The 20,169-nt window shown below is 41.7% G+C and carries 20 protein-coding genes; 6 read left to right on the forward strand and 14 right to left on the reverse strand.

Features of this window, described 5'->3' with window-relative positions:
• The first annotated feature begins 92 nt into the window (after positions 1-92).
• Positions 93-395, forward strand: coding sequence for a YtpI family protein (locus V7L95_RS01270; RefSeq protein ID WP_008343164.1), 303 nt, complete (start codon positions 93-95; stop codon positions 393-395).
• 202 nt (positions 396-597) lie between these two features.
• On the opposite strand, the gene V7L95_RS01275 is transcribed toward V7L95_RS01270, so the two are convergent.
• The 14 genes from V7L95_RS01275 to sppA all read right to left on the reverse strand — a co-directional run bounded on the left by V7L95_RS01275 (position 598) and on the right by sppA (position 13,968).
• Complete coding sequence (locus V7L95_RS01275; RefSeq protein WP_017358275.1) at positions 598-1,920, reverse strand: CBS domain-containing protein; 1,323 nt, start codon at positions 1,918-1,920, stop codon at positions 598-600.
• Positions 1,921-2,064: 144 nt separating this feature from the next.
• Positions 2,065-2,748: a metal-dependent hydrolase gene (locus tag V7L95_RS01280; protein WP_035391153.1), complete on the reverse strand. Its 684-nt coding sequence runs from the start codon at positions 2,746-2,748 to the stop codon at positions 2,065-2,067.
• 67 nt (positions 2,749-2,815) lie between these two features.
• A complete protein-coding gene (locus V7L95_RS01285; RefSeq protein WP_035391151.1) occupies positions 2,816-3,571 on the reverse strand; it encodes an SDR family oxidoreductase in 756 nt (251 codons plus the stop codon).
• A gap of 95 nt (positions 3,572-3,666) precedes the next feature.
• On the reverse strand, positions 3,667-4,572 hold the full coding sequence (locus V7L95_RS01290) for a phosphotransferase (RefSeq protein WP_340967822.1): 906 nt from the start codon (positions 4,570-4,572) through the stop codon (positions 3,667-3,669).
• 119 nt (positions 4,573-4,691) lie between these two features.
• Entirely contained in the window at positions 4,692-6,065 is a 1,374-nt protein-coding gene (gene argH, locus V7L95_RS01295) for an argininosuccinate lyase (protein ID WP_025207780.1), read from the reverse strand.
• The gene (locus tag V7L95_RS01300; protein WP_008343148.1) at positions 6,062-7,273 is read right to left on the reverse strand and encodes an argininosuccinate synthase; all 1,212 of its coding nucleotides are present in this window, start codon (positions 7,271-7,273) and stop codon (positions 6,062-6,064) included. The genes argH and V7L95_RS01300 overlap by 4 nt, the downstream gene beginning before the upstream one ends.
• 174 nt (positions 7,274-7,447) lie before the next feature.
• A complete protein-coding gene (locus V7L95_RS01305) occupies positions 7,448-7,963 on the reverse strand; it encodes a molybdenum cofactor biosynthesis protein B (RefSeq protein WP_025207781.1) in 516 nt (171 codons plus the stop codon).
• Positions 7,964-8,062: 99 nt separating this feature from the next.
• Entirely contained in the window at positions 8,063-9,247 is a 1,185-nt protein-coding gene (locus V7L95_RS01310; protein WP_007501728.1) for an acetate kinase, read from the reverse strand.
• A gap of 229 nt (positions 9,248-9,476) precedes the next feature.
• Positions 9,477-10,451, reverse strand: a complete 975-nt coding sequence (locus V7L95_RS01315; RefSeq protein ID WP_050827548.1) for a class I SAM-dependent methyltransferase — start codon at positions 10,449-10,451, stop codon at positions 9,477-9,479.
• 88 nt (positions 10,452-10,539) lie between these two features.
• Positions 10,540-11,040, reverse strand: a complete 501-nt coding sequence (gene tpx, locus V7L95_RS01320) for a thiol peroxidase (protein ID WP_007501731.1) — start codon at positions 11,038-11,040, stop codon at positions 10,540-10,542.
• A 112-nt stretch (positions 11,041-11,152) separates the two neighbouring features.
• On the reverse strand, positions 11,153-11,605 hold the full coding sequence (gene ytfJ, locus V7L95_RS01325) for a GerW family sporulation protein (RefSeq protein ID WP_007501733.1): 453 nt from the start codon (positions 11,603-11,605) through the stop codon (positions 11,153-11,155).
• A 14-nt stretch (positions 11,606-11,619) separates the two neighbouring features.
• On the reverse strand, positions 11,620-12,327 hold the full coding sequence (locus tag V7L95_RS01330) for a DUF2953 domain-containing protein (RefSeq protein ID WP_008343138.1): 708 nt from the start codon (positions 12,325-12,327) through the stop codon (positions 11,620-11,622).
• Positions 12,328-12,427: 100 nt separating this feature from the next.
• The gene (locus V7L95_RS01335) at positions 12,428-12,952 is read right to left on the reverse strand and encodes an RDD family protein (protein WP_048001848.1); all 525 of its coding nucleotides are present in this window, start codon (positions 12,950-12,952) and stop codon (positions 12,428-12,430) included.
• A gap of 14 nt (positions 12,953-12,966) precedes the next feature.
• Positions 12,967-13,968, reverse strand: coding sequence for a signal peptide peptidase SppA (gene sppA / locus V7L95_RS01340; RefSeq protein ID WP_340967825.1), 1,002 nt, complete (start codon positions 13,966-13,968; stop codon positions 12,967-12,969).
• Between the two features lie 447 nt (positions 13,969-14,415).
• Between sppA and V7L95_RS01345 the strand changes: the two genes are divergently transcribed.
• The 5 genes from V7L95_RS01345 (at position 14,416) to V7L95_RS01365 (ending at position 20,022) form a co-directional block, all read left to right on the forward strand.
• Positions 14,416-15,219: an NAD kinase gene (locus V7L95_RS01345; RefSeq protein ID WP_017358281.1), complete on the forward strand. Its 804-nt coding sequence runs from the start codon at positions 14,416-14,418 to the stop codon at positions 15,217-15,219.
• A 265-nt stretch (positions 15,220-15,484) separates the two neighbouring features.
• A complete protein-coding gene (locus V7L95_RS01350) occupies positions 15,485-16,927 on the forward strand; it encodes a DEAD/DEAH box helicase (protein WP_340967826.1) in 1,443 nt (480 codons plus the stop codon).
• A 189-nt stretch (positions 16,928-17,116) separates the two neighbouring features.
• On the forward strand, positions 17,117-18,172 hold the full coding sequence (locus V7L95_RS01355; RefSeq protein WP_007501745.1) for a fatty acid desaturase: 1,056 nt from the start codon (positions 17,117-17,119) through the stop codon (positions 18,170-18,172).
• 117 nt (positions 18,173-18,289) lie between these two features.
• Positions 18,290-19,426, forward strand: a complete 1,137-nt coding sequence (locus tag V7L95_RS01360) for a sensor histidine kinase (RefSeq protein ID WP_035391140.1) — start codon at positions 18,290-18,292, stop codon at positions 19,424-19,426.
• Positions 19,423-20,022 carry a response regulator transcription factor gene (locus V7L95_RS01365; RefSeq protein WP_035391139.1) on the forward strand — a complete coding sequence of 200 codons (600 nt, stop codon included), beginning with the start codon at positions 19,423-19,425 and terminating at the stop codon, positions 20,020-20,022. The genes V7L95_RS01360 and V7L95_RS01365 overlap by 4 nt, the downstream gene beginning before the upstream one ends.
• The last annotated feature ends 147 nt before the right edge of the window (positions 20,023-20,169 follow it).

Here is a 20,169-nt window from a genome sequence, read left to right on the forward strand (position 1 = left end):
CAGAAAAGTGAGGAATAGACAATTTATTCTAGTAAGCAAGCCTATTTACGTTTAAAATAGGGTTGTAACCACTTACAATGGAGGCTTGGCACATGCTTGTTTTGATTGTGTTTATTATTTGTTCTGCCATGTTTTATTTATACTACAAAGCAAAGAATGTCCGTACGAACCGGCCGGTCGAAAAGAAATTCTGGTCTGCCAAATCAAGTATGGCACTTGGCTGCTTTGTCCTGCTCTTCGGTGTGAATCAATTATTTTTAAACCGCTCGTCACTCGCATTTGTCATTGGGTTTGTTTTTGTTGCAGTTGGTATCGGCAGTACATGGGCCGGATATAAAGCCTATAAGCACTATCTTCCGCTCTTTTTAAAGGAAGGCGAAAAAGACCACGCATAATAGAGAAAGGGCTAAAATGAACTTTATTTTAGCCCTTTCTCTTCTTTTCAGCGTGATAGAAAACCTTTGCAGCCCTAGGAAGGAGGAGTACTGGCGCGGAGCGAATGTCACATTCGTGAGCACCAGCACGCAGGACTGCGGGCGAATGCGAGGGTTTGTCTACACGCTGAAAGGGCGCATTCATGCCGCCCTTTTTTGCCTATTATCCTCTCTCCATCAGCTGCACCATCAGCATCGCTTTGCCTACAATATTTGACTGGTGGTAAACTTCCACTTCCAGCTTTCCAAACTTGCGCCCAACTTCTAAAATATTCGGTTTGATCTGTATCGTGGATTCCATTTGAACCGGTTTTAAGAAATAGACAGAAAGACTTTCTACAATTAGCTCGCCTTTTTTATGAGACTTTAAGAAGCGGTTGGCTGATTCGATTAAAATTTGTGTAAACACACCATACGAAATATTGCCGAGCTGATTTGTCATTTGTGGTGAGACTTCATATTGGTACACCGCATCTGTTTTTGGTTTTTCTGTCTCAGTCTCCTTAAATCCTCGTGACACGACATCATCCAGCTTTTCACCGACCTGCGGCTGCTTTTGAATCATTTGTAGCGCCTTCAGCACGTCCTGACGGCTAATCATCCCAATCAGCTTCGCATGATCATTTACAACTGGCAGCACCTCAATACCTTCCCACACCATCATTTGTGCAGCTGAAGCGACAGATGTTTTGCCAATAACGGTCAGCGGATTTTTTGTCATCACCTTTTCAATCGGTGTAGAACGGTCATGGCCTGCAATATCTTTTGAGGTCAAAATGCCGTGAATTTTCATTTGATCGTCTGCTACCGGGAACCGGCCGTGCCCGGTTTCATAATTCTTTTCATACCATTTCTCAAGTTTGTCTTCTGGCGATAAATAGACGGTCCGTTCTATCGGCGTTAAAATATCCTCCACAAGCACAATTTCTTTTTTAATCAACTGGTCATAAATGGCCCGGTTAATGAGAGCCGCTACGGTAAATGTATCGTAGCTTGTTGATAAAATGGGCAGCTCAAGCTCATCTGCGAGCTGAATAATTTCATCATCTGTTGAGAATCCGCCCGTGACCAGCACAGCCGCTCCCGCCTCTAATGCTTGCCGGTGAGCATTGATTCGGTTTCCGACGATCAACAGGTTGCCTGCTGCTGTGTATCGCATCATCGCATCCAGTTCCATTGCACCGATGACAAATTTATTTAACGTTTTATGTAAGCCGGCTCGTCCGCCAAGCACCTGACCATCAATGACATTGACTACTTCCGCATATGTCAGCTTTTCAATATTTTCTTTTTTCTTCTGTTCAATTCGAATGGTACCGACTCGTTCAATGGTGCTCACGAACCCTTTATTTTCAGCATCCTTAATAGCCCGGTAAGCCGTGCCCTCACTGACTTTCATTTCTTTCGCTATACGCCGGACAGAAATTTTCTCTCCGACATCCAATGAATCAATATATGATAAAATTTGCTCATGCTTTGTCGCCAATCCCGTTCACCCTTTTTGTTTTCAGCGTTTTCATCTATATTTCATTATAAAGGCAGGAGGCTTTTAATAGCAATTTGTCTTTTACACGAGCACGATACAGGCAAATAAAAAAGCCGGTAGGGTGCCGGCTTTTGTTTATCATGATTATATATCGATGGATTCTCCGCTGTTTAATACGTGACCCACGCCGCCATGCAAGCTGTCTGCAAAGGCATGAGGATCTTGCTCAATCGGCGGGAATGTACTGTAATGAATCGGTACGACTTGTTTCGCACGAAGCCACTCTGCTGCGATTCTCGCATCGTCTGGTCCCATCGTGAAGTTATCACCTATTGGCAGGAAGGCGAGCTCAATATGATTCAGCTCACCAATGAGTTTCATATCCGAGAAGAGAGCCGTGTCTCCAGCATGATAAATTGTTTTACCTTCAGCAGTAAATAAAATACCGGATGGCATACCTGTATACGTAATCGTTTTGGATTCTTCATCAATGACCGCTGAGCCATGGAACGCTTGCGTCAGCTTGACTTTACCAAATTCAAATTCACGGCCGCCGCCTATAGAAAGCGGGTGTGTTTTCACCCCTTGCCAGCCTAAATAAGTGGCAAGTTCGAATGGCGCAATCACGAGTGCGTCATTGTTTTTAGCGATTTCAATCGTGTCTCCGACGTGATCTCCATGCCCGTGCGTGAGCAAAATCACATCTGCTTTGACATCTTGCGGTTTGATATCCGTGTGCTTATTTCCATTTAAAAATGGATCAATCCAAATATGGTATCCGTTTGTTTCAATGTGTACGACTGAATGTCCATGATATGTAGCTTTCATGTAAATATATCCACCTTTCGAATTTGATCTCATTTTTTTCTATTCCCTCTATAAAAAGCTGAAAAACTTAGTGCCTGTGAATGACATTAAGACCACCTGTTGCTTCAATGACGGTTCCTGTAATGAGGTCTGAACGGTCATCACATAGAAATGAAATGATACGACCGATATCCTCACCTGTCCCAGACCGACCAATCGGTGTTTCATCGTCTTTTATCTGACGTGCTTCTTCTATCGTTGATTCTTTCATGTCTCCAACGATTTTGCCTGGACACACCATATTAGCGGTGATGCCGTTTTCGGCTTCTTCAATCGCAATGGTTTTCGTCAATGACGCAAGGCCCACTTTTGCCGCTCCGAAAGCTGATCTGTGCATCCAGCCTGGCGCATGGTCTGCTCCTTGGAAGCCATATGTGATAATCCGGCCAAAGCCTTGTTTTCTCATCATAGGGATCACCATTCGGAACAAATGGAACACTGCGGATAGGTTGCCTTCCATCATTTGATACCATTCGTCTTCAGAGTAATCCGCGAGTTTTTTTCGTTCAAAAATATAAGGTCCAGCATTATTGATCAAGGCATCAATCCGCCCAAATCGTTCTACTGCCAGCTCGACCATGTTTTTTAAATCTTCTCTGTTTGTCACATCGCCTTGGACAAATTGAAGCTTTTCTTCGTATTCTTGCAGTTCTTCTTTCATCTGCCGGACAGCTTCATCATCACTTCGATAATTCACTGTCACAGAATACCCCATATTCAGTAAAGACTCGGTGACTTTCCTGCCAAGTCCTTTAGAACCCGCTGTTATTAATGCGTGTCGCACACAATCTCCTCCTAAAGCAAAGGTTGCAAGTTCATGTGTTTCTTTTGTTATCTTTACTTTACTATAAACCGGCTCCCTTCGCACTTTTGAACCCTTTAACAATGAGGGGAAAACCGTATAGGGTGATTCATCCACTTTTTCATATCCCATGAACCATGGATATCGAGAAGCAGCGAAACAAACCGGTAGCATTCTCTCACCTCATGAAGCTGACGAGGAAGCGGGCAAATCTCTTCATATCCTAATTGAACCGCTTGTGCAGCTTCTTTCGTCAAAAGGTATTCGAGTGCAATAAAATCAAACGCAGCTGGTCCAAATACCACATATTCCGTATCAACTAGACTCGCCACTTGATCATCGTCTTCAATATATTGCGATGGGTCTAAATCAATTAAAATGAGACTGGCTGCATCAGGAGGACTTAGCGTTTCAAGCTTTTGCTGCACCTTTTCTGCATAATCCTGAAATTCAGGCTGATGAGTGTAATAGCGGCTGATGAGTTTGGAGACTGTCTTTTTTAACAGCGCATGGAATTCTCTCAAATGTCTCTTTTCTCCCCCGTATACTGCACCGAAAAAGGTTGTTTGATATGAATGAAGATGCGCTAGTTTCCTCCCGTAATCCCTATAGAATTGTGCTGAACGGCCCTCAAAAGATGTTAAAGGGATTCCTTCTACTTTTTCCATGACATAAAAGTGTTTCCCCGCCTTCTTCACTTTACGAACAACTTTCGGAATATGAAAGGAATTCGTATGAGCCAGCTTTTCATTGATTTCATCAAGATGCTCTTGTACAGTACGGGCATCTACTCCATAAATCATGTTGATCCCATACACAAATTCACTTTCTTCTCTTGCAGTTTTTGGAGATTTCACTACATATTCCGTTTGGTCTTGTAAGGAAATCAGCCACACATCATTAGCCCTGCCGTCGTATGGTTCTCCTAACGTTTTCACTGATACGATAGGCTGATCAAACAAAGCCTGAAGCGTTCTCTTCATGAAATGTTGTCACTCCTTATTCAGCTTGACACTGGTATGCTTTCCTTTTCTCCAGTGAAGATCAATCTCCTTTTTCCCATGACAAAAAACCATCCGTATAAACGAATGGTTTTGGCGAATTATGCTAGGCAGGCTTTTGCTTTTTCTAAAGCGAGCTGAATTTGTTTAAATCCAGTTCCACCTGCACTTGTTCTTTTTTCAACAGCAACATACGGATCAAGAACAGTGTAAATGTCTTGTTCAAAGAGGCCGCTTGCTTCTGTAAATGTTTCAAATGGAAGGTCACTTAAATAGATGCCTTTTTGAATGCATGTATACACAAGCTTCCCAACGATTTCGTGTGCTTCACGGAATGGCATACCTTTTTTCGCAAGGTAGTCTGCCACTTCGGTCGCATTTGAGAAATCTTCTTTTGTTGCTTTTTTCATAACGTCTTCGTTCACTGTCATTGTTTGAATCATGCCTGTGAAGATTTGCAGGCTGCCAGCGATCGTTTTCACCGTATCAAACATGCCTTCTTTATCTTCTTGCAAGTCTTTGTTATACGTAAGCGGCAAGCCTTTCATAATCGTGAGCAGCCCCATCAGGTTGCCATATACCCGCCCTGTTTTTCCGCGGATCAATTCAGCCATATCCGGGTTTTTCTTTTGCGGCATCATGCTGCTGCCTGTTGCGTACGTGTCATCAAGCTCAATGAATTTGAATTCTTGAGAGCACCATAAAATGATTTCTTCACAAAGACGTGAGAGGTGCATCATCACAAGACTGCTATTAGACAAGAACTCTAAAATGAAATCACGATCACTCACGCCATCAAGGCTGTTCTCGTAAATATGGTCAAAGCCAAGAAGCTCTGCTGTATATTCACGATCAATTGGGAATGTCGTTCCTGCTAACGCCCCGCATCCAAGTGGTGACACATTAATCCGCTTCAATGAATCTTGAAAACGCGCTTTGTCCCGCTCAAGCATCCAAAAGTAGGCAAGCATATGATGGGCAAAGGAAATAGGCTGTGCACGCTGTAAGTGCGTATATCCTGGAAAAATTGTTTCAACGTGCTGTTCAGCTTTTTCTACAAGCACTGTTTGAAAAGAAGAGATCAGCTCAATGATATGCTCTACTTGGTTATTCAAATATAAATGCATATCGGTTGCGACCTGATCATTCCGGCTTCTCGCTGTGTGCAATTTGCCGCCAAGCGGACCAATCTCATCAATGAGCATTTTTTCAAGGTTTAAATGAATGTCCTCATAATCCACTGAGAATTCAAGTTCATCCGCCTCTGCCTTTTTCATGAGCGTATTCAGTCCGTCTTTGATTGCAGCGGCCTCCTCATCGCCGATGATACCGCATTTATTCAGCATACTTGCATGGGCAAGGGAGCCGGTCAGATCTTCTTTGACTAATTGTTTGTCGAAATGAATGGATGCACCAAACTCATCGACCCATTTTTCTGGTGTTTTTTGAAATCGGCCTCCCCAAAGCTTTTTCATGCTTTAACCTGCTCCTTTTTGTTCACGATGCTGTTTACTTTTGTTGGTAAACCCCAAAGGTTAATAAATCCTACAGCTGCATCATGATCGAATTCATCTGCTTTTGTGTAAGTTGCTAGATTTTCATCATAAAGTGAATATGGTGATTTACGTCCTTCTACAATGGCATGGCCTTTAAATAGTTTCACACGTACAACACCTGTTACGTTCTTTTGCGTTTCTTGTAAGAATGCATCTAGTGCTGATTTAAGTGGTGAGAACCATAAGCCGTTGTATATTAATTCAGCCATTTTTTGTTCAACGATTGGCTTAAAGTGTGCTACTTCTTTGACAAGCGTTAAGTCTTCAAGTTCTTTGTGTGCTTTTAATAGGGTAACTGCACCTGGGCACTCATATACTTCACGAGATTTGATTCCAACAAGACGGTTTTCAACATGATCGATTCTGCCTACACCATGCTGGCCAGCGACTTCATTTAAATGAAGGATGAGATCAGATAATGAATACTGGATTCCGTCAATCGCTGTTGGTTTTCCTTTTTCAAACGTGATTTCAATGATTTCAGGTGTGTCAGGTGTTTTTTCAAGTGGATTTGTCAGATCATAAGCACCTTCTGGCGGCGCTGCCCAAGGATCTTCTAAAATACCACATTCGTTACTTCTGCCCCAAAGGTTTTGGTCAATTGAATATGGGCTATCTAAGTTAATCGGAATTGGAATACCGTGCTTTTGTGCATAGTCGATTTCTTCATCACGAGACCATTTCCATTCACGCACTGGTGCAAGAACTTCTAGGTCTGGATTCAATGCTTTGATTGATACTTCAAAACGAACTTGGTCGTTTCCTTTCCCTGTACATCCGTGTGCAACGGCTACGGCATTTTCTTTCTCTGCGACTTCCACTAATTTTTTGGCAATGAGCGGACGAGATAGTGCAGATACTAACGGGTATTTCCCTTCATACATCGTGTGTGCTTGCAGTGCTGCAAGTGCAAATTCTTCAGCAAACTCTTCTTTTGCGTCGATCATGTAAGATTGAACAGCTCCGACTTGAAGTGCTTTTTGTTGAACGAATGCTAAATCTTTTCCTTCACCTACGTCCAGGCAGCAAGCAACAACTTCGTAACCTTGCTCCTGTAACCATTTAACTGCAACAGAGGTATCAAGACCTCCGGAATATGCTAATACGACTTTTTTATTTTGTGACATGTTTGAAAAGCTCCTCTCGCTTGTTTTGATTCTGTGAATGTTTTTTTGCATAAAAATAAGTTTTAATTTATAAACATGCATTTAGTATGTATACACTGTAACAAGGAAAAATTGTTTTTTCAACCCCTTTATGAAAAAAACTCTGCCAAATTTTCTTGGCAGAGTCATTTTGGGCTATTTTTGATCTTTTTCAAGCTCTCGCAAGACATGAGGAAGCTCTGGAATAATGAGTTTGGTCATGGCTAACCGAACTGCTCCGGTAGAGCCTGGTGTGGCAAAAACGGCTTTTTGGTTAATCACCCCTGCCGTCGCTCTAGATAAGATAGCGGCTGATCCAATATCTTCTGTATAGCTCAGCATGCGAAAAATTTCTCCAAAGCCCGGCAGCTCTTTTGAGAAAAGAGGTGTAATGGATTCAATCGTGACGTCCCTTGTTGCAATACCAGTTCCCCCGTTTAACAAGACGGCATCAATCTTCGCTTCACTTGTTCCTTCTAAGACGGCGTCTTGAATCGCTCCAATGTGATCTTTCACAATATCGTATGCAAGAATAAGATGCCCTTGTTCTTTGAGCAAATCAATCATCAGACGGCCGCTTTTATCTGTTTCTTTTGTCCTTGTATCACTGACGGTAATGACTTTTACATGAAGCCTCGTTTTCGCTTCGCGTTTATGTTCTTGGGCGCTCATCTCTTCACACCGCTCCTTTCATATTGCCTCACATTATAGCATGCTGATTTCAATAGAAAAAAGCCCTTTTCCGCTGAGGAAAAGAGCTTTAAAAGGATGTTACGCTAAACGCATAACGTCTCTTGCAATCATGACTTCTTCGTTCGTTGGAATCACGATGACTTTTACAGGAGAGTGAGGGTAGCTGATGAATGCTTCTTCGCCTCTCATGTTGTTAAGAGATGGATCCCAATATACGCCCATGAATTCTAGACCACGAAGTACACGTGCTCTCACTTCTGAGCTGTTTTCACCGATTCCAGCTGTGAAGATGATGGCATCTACACCATTCATTCTCGCTGCATAAGAACCGATGTATTTATGAATACGGCTTGCAAAAATATCTAGTGCTACTTCTGCACGGTCGTTTCCTTCTTCTGTCGCTTCTTCGATATCACGAAGATCACTTGAAAGACCAGACACACCTAAAAGACCACTCTTCTTATTCAAAGTAGAAAGTACTTCTTCCGCTGTATGTCCTGTTTTCTCCATAATAAATGGAATAAGGGCAGGGTCAATGTTACCTGAACGTGTTCCCATTGCAACACCCGCAAGTGGTGTGAAGCCCATTGACGTATCGATTGATTTTCCGCCTTCAACTGCTGCGATACTTGCACCATTTCCAAGGTGGCAAGAAATCAAACGAAGCTCTTCAAGAGGACGGCCTAATAGCTCTGCTGCACGCTCTGTTACGAACTTATGGCTTGTCCCGTGGAATCCGTATTTACGAATACCAAAGTTTTTGTAGTAGTCGTACGGAAGGCTGTATAGGTAAGACTGCTCTGGCATTGTTTGGTGGAACGCTGTATCGAACACAGCAATCGCTGGTACGTCAGGCAGAATTTGTTTGAATGCTTTGATTCCTACAACGTTTGCAGGGTTGTGAAGTGGTGCAAGCTCTGAAAGCTGATCAATGTCATTGATGACTTCATCTGTTAAAACAACAGAATCGCTGAATTTTTCTCCGCCGTGAACGACGCGGTGTCCTACGCCATCAATTTCATTAAAGTCTTTGATGATGTTAAATTCAATTAGTTTTTCAAGTAGCATTTTAACCGCTACTGCATGATCTGGAATATCTGTGACTTCTGTTTTCTTTTCTCCATCTACAGAAATCGTGAAGATACTGTTGTCCATTCCGATTCTTTCAACAAGACCTTTTGTTAAAACGGTTTCTTCTGGCATGTCGAACAATTGGAATTTAAGAGATGAGCTTCCTGCGTTGATTGCAATAATTTTGGACATTACTGTCGCTCCTTTTACTCAGTTGTTATATAAGGTTTCACGTTTTTTCGGTGCTATATTCAACCTGTTTGAACGGGTCTTTTATAGTTTAACGATAAGTCCGAAAAATATCTGACTTTTTCATTTAAACATTGAAAACTTTGCATTTCAAGTACACCTTCGAACTGTTACCGCTTACATCAATAAGTCGTTATTTTCTGAATAATAAAATAGCCAGACATCACTCTGGCTATTCTTTCGTTTCTTTTTCTTCTATAAACCATTGGTCTAATTTTCTCATGACGCCAACCATTGCTTCCTTCTGTGAGAAAGATGGCAGATTGGCAAATAGCATACGTTTCGGTGCTTCGAGCCCCTCTTTTTTCTTTTGCATCACAAATAAGCTTTTGGCATGCTTTTTGTCTTTGAACATAGAGACTGGCAGCTGAATTAACGCATTCATATATGCATGTTCTTTGATGAAATCCTTTAATTGTACGCTTTCTTTTCCTTCAAACAAATCGTTTGGAATGATGAAGAATAAGAAGCCGCCTTCTTTCGTGTAACGAAGACTTTGCTCAATGAATAAATAATGCGCAAAGGAATGACCTTCTTTTGCCTTTAATTCATAGTCTTTAGCGCGCTCATCATTTGGATAATACCCGACAGGAAGACTGCATACAGCAACATCTGCTGGTGAGATAAGAAGCGGCTCAAGGCTGTCCTGGTGGAAAAGCTCTACTTCTTTTTCTTCTAAGTTCGCTTGTGCCCACGCAATTTTAATGAGCACGTCATCAATTTCAGAGGCAAAACCGCGTGTTGTTTCTGCTGTTACATTGTTGAGGACCGCAAGCAGTAAATTCCCTGTTCCCGCTGCTGGATCAAAGACAACCAGCTCTTTTTGTCCTTCTAAAAATTTATTGACCAAATAGCTGACAAACAGACCAATTGTATCAGGTGTCATCTGCCGGTTTGGATGTGAAATATCCTTTTGTCCTTTTAATACGGCGAGCTGAAACGCTTTACGAATCTGCTCATGATCATAAGAGGCGAAATCTGCTTTCTCTATTAAATCTTTTAGTAAACCATTTCGATCATTTGCCTGGAAAAAGGCTTCTCCTGCTTCTGCCAATGCTTCAATATAGGAAATGTTCTGTTCCTTTTTTAAACGAATTGAAGCTGTATCGAGCAGCTCAAAAATCGTACTCACTTGATCTTTCTGCAATGCTTTTCTCTCCTCGCTTTGTTAAAAGCTAGATGTTCTCATTGAAAAGAGCCCCAGTATGAAGCCGGAGCTCTTGTCGATGCTGCTTTTATAACAGTGATTTCGCAGCCTCAATGGCTTTTTCATAATTTGGATGATTGGTTGCTTCGCTTACATACTCAGTGTAAACCACTTTTCCGCTTGGGTCTAATACGAAGACCGCACGCGCCAATAAACGCAATTCTTTCATATATAAACCAAACGCTTCACCAAATGACATATCTCTATGATCAGATAATGTTTCGACATTTTCAATTCCGTTTGCTCCGCACCAGCGTGCTTGTGCAAATGGTAGGTCTGCACTAATGGTATAAATATTGACCGGACCTAAGCCGGCTGCCTCTTCATTGAAACGTCTTGTTTGTGCGTCACACACACCTGTATCAATAGAAGGAATCACTGAGATAATCGTCACTTTTCCTGTTAAATCAGAAAGTGAAACTTCCCCTAGTGAGTTCGTTAATACCGTGAAATCTGGAGCCTGCTCGCCTACTTTCACTTCATTTCCTACAAGCGTTACTGGGCTCCCTTTAAATGTGATCGATGCCAAAACAATTCCTCCCTTATCAAATGTATGGTTCTATCATAGTAGAGAAAGCAAAAAACTGCAAAGCCTAATCGTCCATTTTGAAAAAAAAGTTAACTGCAGGGCAGCTAACTTTTTAAAGGTCTATGTCATCTAGTTTTCGTTCTTTGTGACGATGTTCCCGTTCATCCTTCTTAAACATGTGCTGAAGACGTTCAATTGCTTGAGGAGCAGAATCCAATATTTTATCGAGCAGATGTGTGTGTTCATCCAAATGAAGCATTCGTACGCCATTTGTTCCCACAATTAAAAAGGCGATTGGTGTAATCGATACTCCCCCACCGCTTCCGCCTCCAAATGGGAGTCTCGGTTCTTTTCGTTCTTGTTCATCAGACCGTTTTTCTTTCTTTTGGTTACCGTTGAATTCACTGCCGCCGGCTGCAAATCCAAAACCAACCTTTGACACAGTGAGAATGACACTGCCGTCAGGGGTTTCGACTGGATCGCCGATGATCGTGTTCACATCAATCATTTCTTTTAAGTTTTCCATCGCTGTCTTCATCAGACCTTGGATTGGATGATCTGCCATTTTCAGGTTCCTCCTTAAACAGATGATTCATTCTTCGTTGCTTGAAGAGAGGCATTTTTTCTCGCCTTTCTCCCTTTTAACCAATGGACAAGTAATCGAATGGCTGCAAGCATAGCATGTCCAATCCGAAAATAAGCTATACATGCAAAGTGTGTCTGTGATACATTGTGCTGAAAAGCGGGAATCACTTCATAGACGGGTTTGTGCTTAAAGGTGAGATGCTCCTGCATAAAGGCAAGAAGTGCTCCTTTGACTGACCACACACCGCCGGCTGCTACACCTGTTAAAGCTGCGTCATGAAAACCAATCCATGTGGACCAGTGAAATGAGACGATTTTTATATGAATGAAGAACTTTCGCATGATCCGGTTTAGATCGACAATCTCTTTTGTAATACGCTCCATTTGATGAAGGATTTCCTTTACATCACGTTTTCCCACTTTTTTATGCATGGTTTCTTTTTCTTGATTAGGCGTTTTGGTGCTGGCCATTTTCTTTTCACGAATATCAATCGTTTGATCTTCCGTATTCACTTTCACCATCGGAATGTCTTTCTTCAGTCTGACGATTCCATATAACGTGATGATCTTCACCGCAATATGGTCATTGTCATTTGCATGTGAATAGTCCAGTGAAATGGTCACTTTCATAAAGATCAATAAGATCACAAGGAACAAAAAAGCTGCGATCCAAACGTACAGCACTGTGCTCACTTCCTCCATAACAAATGATGCTTCCTCTACGATTATGGCTCTCCTTCTGGATTTTATACCCAATCACACAAAAAAGAGTTTGACCGGTACCCGGCCAAACTCTCTTTGATTATGCGTTTGATTCTGTTTTTTCATATAAATGTTCATGAACAACCACCGTATCTGCAAAGTAGTCATGAACCCCCTGCTTTTTCGGCGTAAACCCAACCACAGCATAGAGAACAAAAAGCGTATTAATATATCGCCCCACAATTTCTCTAAAGAAAATGACATCCCATGGCAGCTTCTTCTCCGGCTGAAGTGAGACGACTTTGATTCCAAACACCATCTTTCCAAGTGTTTGTTGGAAAATCTTCGTCATGATCGCAAAATAAAGCAGAAAGACAATTGTGGTTGTGACGGAAAATGGGGAAAACCAGCCTCCACCTTTTGACCAGCCAAAGAGACTAAAGATTGGAGAAACCGTCAAATGGTTAACACCCCATACGACGAGCCAATCTAGGATAAATGCCCAAAATCTAATCCAGAAACCTGCAAAGGCCTGCGCTTCAATTGAAGTGCGCTTCGCAAGAGTCGGCCTTGATTCTTCCTCTTGGCTGCGACTTTCCGTTACTTCATCGAATGTAGAATCCATCTATGATCCCTCCTTTATTTTGAATAGAGATACATCGGTTTAGACCCATTTGAGCCAGCCAGTGTTTCTTTTAAGTTCAGAAAATCAATTTCGCTTTTAAAGAGCTTGCTTGCACTCATATTGAAAAGAGAGTTCCAGCCAAAGCTTTGTGAATAGCTGATAACCTTTGCTCCTTTTAGGCCTTTTTCATTTTTCTTCATTGCTTTTAGTGCATCTTCATAGTACCCAAGCTCATCCACTAATCCGTTCGATTTCGCCTGTGTTCCGTCATAGACCCGGCCGTCAGCAATTTTCTTGACGTCCTGCTTAGACATGCCGCGTCCTTCTGAGATGACTTTCACAAAACCTTCATAAGAGTTGTCAACCATGCTTTGCATGATGTCGCGCTCATCTTTTGTCATATCACGATTTGGTGACATGATGTCTTTGAATTTTCCACTTTTAATGGTTTCATATTTAATGCCTAAATTATCTGCCAGCTTTGCATAATTCAAACTTTGCATGATGACCCCGAGAGAGCCTGTTAACGTTTCAGGTGAAGCAAAGATTTTTTTCGCTGGAGTGGATACATAATAGCCACCAGAAGCCGCCATTGAACCCATAGAAACATAAATTGGCTTCTTCGCTTTCTTTACTTCTTCTAATTTTTTATGTATTTCAGCACTTTCATAGACACCGCCGCCAGGAGAGTTAACGCGCAGCAAGACACCTTTCACAGACGCATCGTCTTTTGCTTTATCTAATTCTTTTAAGAACGCACGATGATCATATGCTTCCCCGCCTAAAAGGCTGGATGCACCACCGTTATCTTGAATCGTACCATTAATCTCAAGTACAGCAATTTTACTCGCTCCGCTGCCATCCTCTAGTACCTTTTCTTCGATTTCGTCCCCGAATTGATAGCTCATCTTATTATCATTGAAGCTTTCAAACAAGGCCGTCGTGATACTAATCACAATCGAAAAGCCGAAAACACCAAGTGCAATGATTAAGGCTACCCATCTTTTCGCATTCATTTCTTTCTCCTCCTTTTTGTCTCACTTCGTTCATACGAATACACACATGAAATGTTTCACAGGAACTGTGGTTTTTTTACATTTCATTTCAACATATGATAGCACCGATGTGAAATGACGATCAACTTTACATCTTCTATCATTTGCTCATCACGACGAAAAATTGGTTATTTTATCCTCTTCCTATATCTAATAGCTCAGAGCATCTTCACAACGAAACGCCCAGACCTCTCTTTCTTCCAAAATGAGCTATTAAATTATGCTCAAAGTCAGCGTTGTCTAATCACTTACAATGACTCATTTCTTAAATGGAAGCCTCTATCATGATGAAGCGTCTTTCTAATATTTTTACTTTCATATGAAAAAAGTGTAAAATGTGAACAAGGGTTTTTATGTAAGCCCTTTACTACTCGAAATCTATTTTTGACAACAAAGGGGAGAACGTCAATGACAGACAATCGTCGCAATGTATTTTTCTTTTACAAAAAAGATCATGAATTGGATGGACACATTTCTTCTCTGGAGAAGCTCGCTACCGATCAAGGCTTTCACGTCGTAAAGCGTGCAGAAGATGCCCATATCATTGCTTCAATTGGTGGAGATGGTACATTTCTTCAAGCGGTTCGCAAAACGAACTTCCGGGATGACTGCTTGTATGTAGGGGTATCAAAAACAGAGAATTCGCACCTATACTGCGATTTTTCGTTAGAACATTTTGATCAAATGATTGATGCCATGAACACTGAACAAATTGAAGTGAGAAAATATCCGATCATCGATGTAAGCGTTGACAGTACAAACCAGTTCCATTGCTTAAACGAACTGTCGATCCGCTCTAGCATCATTAAAACATTTGTCATCGATGTGTATATAGATGATTTCCATTTTGAAACCTTTAGAGGCGACGGGATGATTATTTCCACTCCAACCGGTTCAACGGCCTACAATAAATCTGTCAACGGCGCTGTGGTGGATCCGATGCTTCCGTGTATGCAAGTAACCGAGCTGGCATCGCTGAATAACAACTCATACCGTACACTTGGAGCTCCTTTCATTTTAAGCAGTGATCGCAAGCTGACACTAAAGGTTGTTCAGGACGGTAACGACCATCCGATTATCGGTCTTGATAACGAAGCGCTAGGTACAAAACATGTCAAACAAATTGACATTGGCCTTTCTGGTAAAGTGATCAAAACGGTCAAATTAAAAGATAACTCCTATTGGGAAAAAGTAAAACGCAGATTCCTTTAATCAAAAAGCTCCTTTAAGGGGCTTTTGTTTTCTTTTCAGCGTGATAGAAAACCTTTGAAGTCTAGGAAGAGTGAGCACCGGAACGGAGCGAATTTGACATTCGTGAGTACCGGAGCGCAAATCTGACACCGAATGCGAGGGTTTGTCTACACGCTGAAAGCTCCTTTACGGGGCTTTTTTTCATGCCTTTTCATTCAAGGTCATGGTGTCTTTGAAAAGATATGGTATGATGTCACAAGTATACATGTACGAAAAGGAGAACACGATGCCATTACAACATTTTGATCAATATCCATTAAGCGATGAATTGAAACAAGCGCTAGAAGCGCTTCATTTCCATACACCTACACCCGTCCAGCACAAGACATTATCCGTTGCTTTTTCAAAGCAGGACCTCATTGTCAAATCTCAGACAGGCAGTGGCAAAACAGCAGCCTACGGTCTGCCAATTTGTGAAATGGTGGATTGGGCTGAGAATAAACCTCAAGCCCTCATCCTCGTCCCAACAAGAGAACTTGCCATGCAGGTCAAACAGGATCTGACCAGCCTCGGACGATTTAAACGAATCAAAGCGGCCGCCATTTATGGAAAAGCTCCATTTCAAGCACAAAAAATAGAGCTTGCACAAAAGAACCACATTGTGTGCGGAACGCCAGGACGAATATTGGATCACCTCGAAAAAGGGACACTTTCTTTAGACAATCTGTCATTTTTCGTGTTAGATGAAGCAGACGAAATGCTGAACATGGGATTTATTGATCAAGTCTCTTCTATTATTCAGCATCTGCCGCCAAAGCGGATGTCGATGTTATTTTCAGCGACGATGTCTGATGAAATGAAGGATTTGAGTGAGCAGTTTTTACAATCGCCAAAAGTGATAGAGATTGCTCGGGAGGAAACGACGAAGCAGCAAATCACCCACACGTTGATTGAAACCGAGGAAGAAGGCAAGTTTTCATTACTTCAACGAACGATTGTCATTGAAAATCCAGATAGCTGTATCATTTTTTGCAATACGCAGGAGCGAGTGAATGAGCTGACGATGAAGCTAGATGAGTGGGATGTTCCTTGCGATAAGATTCATGGCGGGATGAGGCAGGAAGACCGCTTTGCCGTCATGGATGAATTTAAAAACGGGGAATTCCGTTATTTGATCGCAACAGATATTGCAGCCCGAGGAATTGATGTCAGTGATATGACACATGTCATTCATTACGACTTGCCATATGAAAAAGAACGCTACATTCACCGGACTGGAAGAACTGGCAGAGCGGGTAAAAGCGGAAAAACGATTGCGTTTATGACAAGGCACGGGCAGCCGCTCATTGAAGAATTAAAAGAGGAAGCTGGCATTCATTTTCAAATTCAGCCTTATCCTACAAAAGAAGAAGCAGAACAGCATGTGGCAAGCTTTGAAGAAAAAATTGAAACACCGATTCAAAAGGAAAATAAGCAGGCCGGCATAGAAAAAGATATTATGAAGCTGTATTTTAATGGCGGGAAGAAAAAGAAACTCCGGGCAGTTGATTTCGTTGGAACGATCGCCAAAATAGACGGCGTTGCGTTTGATGACATTGGGATTATTACCATTCAGGAAACGAAAACATATGTAGATATTTTAAATGGCAAAGGCCCTCTTGTGCTAAAAGCCATGCGGCACACAACGATTAAAGGCAAGCAGTTAAAAGTACATGAAGCACGTGCATAAAAAGTGAAGGCTAAGCGCCTTTACTTTTTTTATTTAAAATAAAATAAGCTTACAACCCTTGAACCATCAGCCTTTCCCGCGTCCAACATGACAAATGTCATATTGAATACATGATGGGTGCTACTATGAGCATGACACCTTTCCTTCTATACTTTGAAGTAGAAAGAAACGGAAAGGACTTGAACGTTCATGACGACTTCAACAAACACACAGCAGCAAGCCACTTTAAGAAAACAAGTTGGCCAATTCTCTGGTGCTAATTCGAAAAAAAGTATCATTCAACTCTTTAATACATTCATTCCATTTTTGGGGCTTTGGTTTCTTGCCTATTATAGCCTGAACATCTCCTACCTTTTAACCCTCTTCTTTGCGGTGATTGCAGCTGGTTTTTTAGTACGTGTCTTTATTATTTTTCACGACTGCTGCCATCAATCCTTTTTTAAACAGAAGCCGCTAAATCACCTGTTCGGATTTGTAACGGGCGTACTCACCCTTTTCCCTTATCTTCAATGGCAAAGAGATCATTCAATTCACCATGCCACAAGCAGTAATCTAGACAAACGAGGTACTGGCGACATTTGGCTACTGACAGTCAAAGAATATCAAGAGGCATCAGCTTGGACGAAGTTTCGCTACAGATTTTACCGTAATCCTTTTGTGATGTTTATTTTAGGACCGATCTTTGTTTTTCTCTTAAAAAACCGTTTCAACGTCAAAAATGCTCGTAAAAAAGAGCGCTGGAACACGTATTTCACAAACGTGAGCATCATTGCGCTAGCAACTGCAACGTGTCTTCTTTTTGGCTGGCAGGAGTTCCTGCTTGTCCAAGGTCCAATCTTCCTGATCTCAGGATCAATCGGCGTATGGCTGTTTTACGTGCAGCATACATTTGAAGATTCTTACTTTGAAGCAGATGAACATTGGAATTACGTGCAGGCAGCTGTAGAAGGCAGTTCTTTTTACAAATTGCCAAAGCTTCTTCAATGGTTAACAGGCAATATCGGCTATCACCATGTTCATCATTTAAGTCCGAGGGTACCGAATTATCACTTGGAGCATGCACATGATCATAGTGAGCCGCTTCAAAATGTGCCAACCATCACTTTAAAAACAAGTATCGAATCAATGAAATTTAGACTTTGGGATGAAGAAACGAAAGCATTCGTTACCTTTAAAGAAGCACGGCAATCTAAGAAGATGCCCGCACCTGTCATTAAAGGAGACATTCTGAAGAAGAATGCATAATTGGCGCAAGCTCTTTCTTACAATAGAAGGAGCTTGTTGTATTTGCAGGATGCGCTCACCTGTTCAATTTGATAAAGTAGTGAAAAAGACTGAAAAAATGAAAAAGGTGAATCACGGATGAAAAAACAACTGAAAATTCAAAAACTGCATGGGATTTCCCCATATATTTGGGCGATTTTTTTCATCCTGCCCTTTTATTTTATCTTTAAGACCCCTTCGACTTTAGGCATTGTGATCGGCATTATTTTAAACGTCGTCTTTTTTGCGGTCTACCGTTTTGCCTTTGTCTCAAAGGGCTGGTCGTTATATGTATTCGGCCTTGTATTAATCGCCATTTCAACTGGTTATGTGATGCTCTACAGCTACATTTATTTTGCTTTTTGTATCGCCTATTTCAACGGGCATATCAAAAGAAAAGTCCCTTTCTATATCTTATACTATATTCATCTAGGGAGCGCCGCCGTAGCAGTGAACTTTAGCTTGATTTTAAAAAAGGGATGGTTTCTCACACAAATTCCGTTTGTCGTAATTACACTGATCAGCGCCATCCTCCTCCCTCTTAGCATTCGAAGCAGGAAGGAACGTGAACGGCTAGAAGAGAAATTAGAATATGCCAATGAACGGATCGCCGATCTTGTCAAACTTGAAGAAAGACAGCGAATTGCTCGCGATCTGCATGACACACTTGGACAAAAACTCTCTCTCATTGGATTAAAGAGTGACCTTGCCCGTAAACTCGTGTATAAAGACCCTGAACAGGCTCGTGCCGAACTAAAGAGTGTCCAGCAGACAGCTAGAACGTCTCTAAATGAAGTGCGGAAAATTGTTTCTTCCATGAAAGGCATTCGGATCAAAGATGAAATATTGAACATCAAGCAAATCCTTGAAGCCGCGGATATTGACATGATTTATGATGAAAAGGAAGCGCCGAAACACATCTCTCTTCTTAACGAAAACATTGTGAGCATGTGCATCAAAGAGGCCGTGACGAATGTCGTCAAGCATAGCGACGCCACTGTCTGTCAAATCACGATTCATCAAAAGTCAAAGGAAGCTGTCATTACAGTTGAGGATAACGGCACATTTAAAGGCAGTCATCCATCCTCTCAAACGAAGGGACATGGCCTTGCAGGGATTAGAGAAAGATTGGAATTTGCAAATGGACGCCTGCACATTGAGACAAAAAACGGGACGAAGCTGATCATGAGCATTCCAAATGATTCAGCAGCGAAAGATAAGGAGGAAATAAAATGATTAACATCTTTATCGCAGAGGATCAGCAAATGCTGCTCGGTGCTCTTGGATCGCTTCTCGATTTAGAAGACGATATGACGGTTGTTGGAAAAGGCACAAACGGCCAGGACGCCATAGATTTTGCTAAAAAACACCCGGTCGACATTTGTTTAATGGATATTGAGATGCCAGGAAAATCTGGGCTCGATGCCGCTGAAGAACTCAAAAAGTCTGATGTGAAGATCATCATTTTAACTACCTTTGCCCGTTCTGGCTATTTTCAAAGAGCGCTGAAAGCTGGCGTTAGCGGCTACATGCTGAAAGACAGCCCAAGCGAGGATTTGGCAAGTGCCATCCGCAGCGTGATGAAAGGGAAAAAGGTGTACGCCCCTGAATTAATGGAAGACTTGTATAGCGACGAAAATCCTTTAACTGAACGAGAAAAGTCGGTTCTAGAACTCGTCGCAGACGGAAAAAACACAAAAGAAATCGCCAAGGAACTCAGCATAAAAAGCGGCACTGTCCGAAACTACATATCCGTTATTTTAGATAAACTAGAAGTCAAAAACCGAATTGAGGCCATTACTCGTTCCAAAGAAAAAGGCTGGTTTAAATAAGAAAAAAGATCAGGTCATACACTGCCTTGATCTTTTTTTCTTTCTATCAGAATTCCTCTATCCACAGCTAAAATATCATTGACAACAAACCTCACATCTATGGTATGATATCTGAGTGATAATAATTATCATTATCACTCATACAAC

The sequence above is a fragment of the Bacillus sp. PPSBB_11 genome, from assembly GCF_038023285.1.
Classification (GTDB): Bacteria; Bacillota; Bacilli; order Bacillales; family Bacillaceae; genus Bacillus; species Bacillus altitudinis.

Coding starts and splice junctions, on each gene's coding strand:
- V7L95_RS01310 (WP_007501728.1), bottom strand. CDS start 9,247: ATGTCCAAAATTATTGCAATCAACGCAGGAAGCTCATCTCTTAAATTC.
- ytfJ (WP_007501733.1), bottom strand. CDS start 11,605: ATGGCAGATCATCCAATCCAAGGTCTGATGAAGACAGCGATGGAAAAC.
- V7L95_RS01305 (WP_025207781.1), bottom strand. CDS start 7,963: ATGAGCGCCCAAGAACATAAACGCGAAGCGAAAACGAGGCTTCATGTA.
- V7L95_RS01365 (WP_035391139.1), top strand. CDS start 19,423: ATGATTAACATCTTTATCGCAGAGGATCAGCAAATGCTGCTCGGTGCT.
- V7L95_RS01355 (WP_007501745.1), top strand. CDS start 17,117: ATGACGACTTCAACAAACACACAGCAGCAAGCCACTTTAAGAAAACAA.
- V7L95_RS01345 (WP_017358281.1), top strand. CDS start 14,416: ATGACAGACAATCGTCGCAATGTATTTTTCTTTTACAAAAAAGATCAT.
- V7L95_RS01280 (WP_035391153.1), bottom strand. CDS start 2,748: ATGAAAGCTACATATCATGGACATTCAGTCGTACACATTGAAACAAAC.
- V7L95_RS01270 (WP_008343164.1), top strand. CDS start 93: ATGCTTGTTTTGATTGTGTTTATTATTTGTTCTGCCATGTTTTATTTA.
- V7L95_RS01335 (WP_048001848.1), bottom strand. CDS start 12,952: ATGGATTCTACATTCGATGAAGTAACGGAAAGTCGCAGCCAAGAGGAA.
- sppA (WP_340967825.1), bottom strand. CDS start 13,968: ATGAATGCGAAAAGATGGGTAGCCTTAATCATTGCACTTGGTGTTTTC.
- V7L95_RS01290 (WP_340967822.1), bottom strand. CDS start 4,572: ATGAAGAGAACGCTTCAGGCTTTGTTTGATCAGCCTATCGTATCAGTG.
- V7L95_RS01360 (WP_035391140.1), top strand. CDS start 18,290: ATGAAAAAACAACTGAAAATTCAAAAACTGCATGGGATTTCCCCATAT.
- V7L95_RS01300 (WP_008343148.1), bottom strand. CDS start 7,273: ATGTCACAAAATAAAAAAGTCGTATTAGCATATTCCGGAGGTCTTGAT.
- V7L95_RS01330 (WP_008343138.1), bottom strand. CDS start 12,327: ATGGAGGAAGTGAGCACAGTGCTGTACGTTTGGATCGCAGCTTTTTTG.
- argH (WP_025207780.1), bottom strand. CDS start 6,065: ATGAAAAAGCTTTGGGGAGGCCGATTTCAAAAAACACCAGAAAAATGG.
- V7L95_RS01350 (WP_340967826.1), top strand. CDS start 15,485: ATGCCATTACAACATTTTGATCAATATCCATTAAGCGATGAATTGAAA.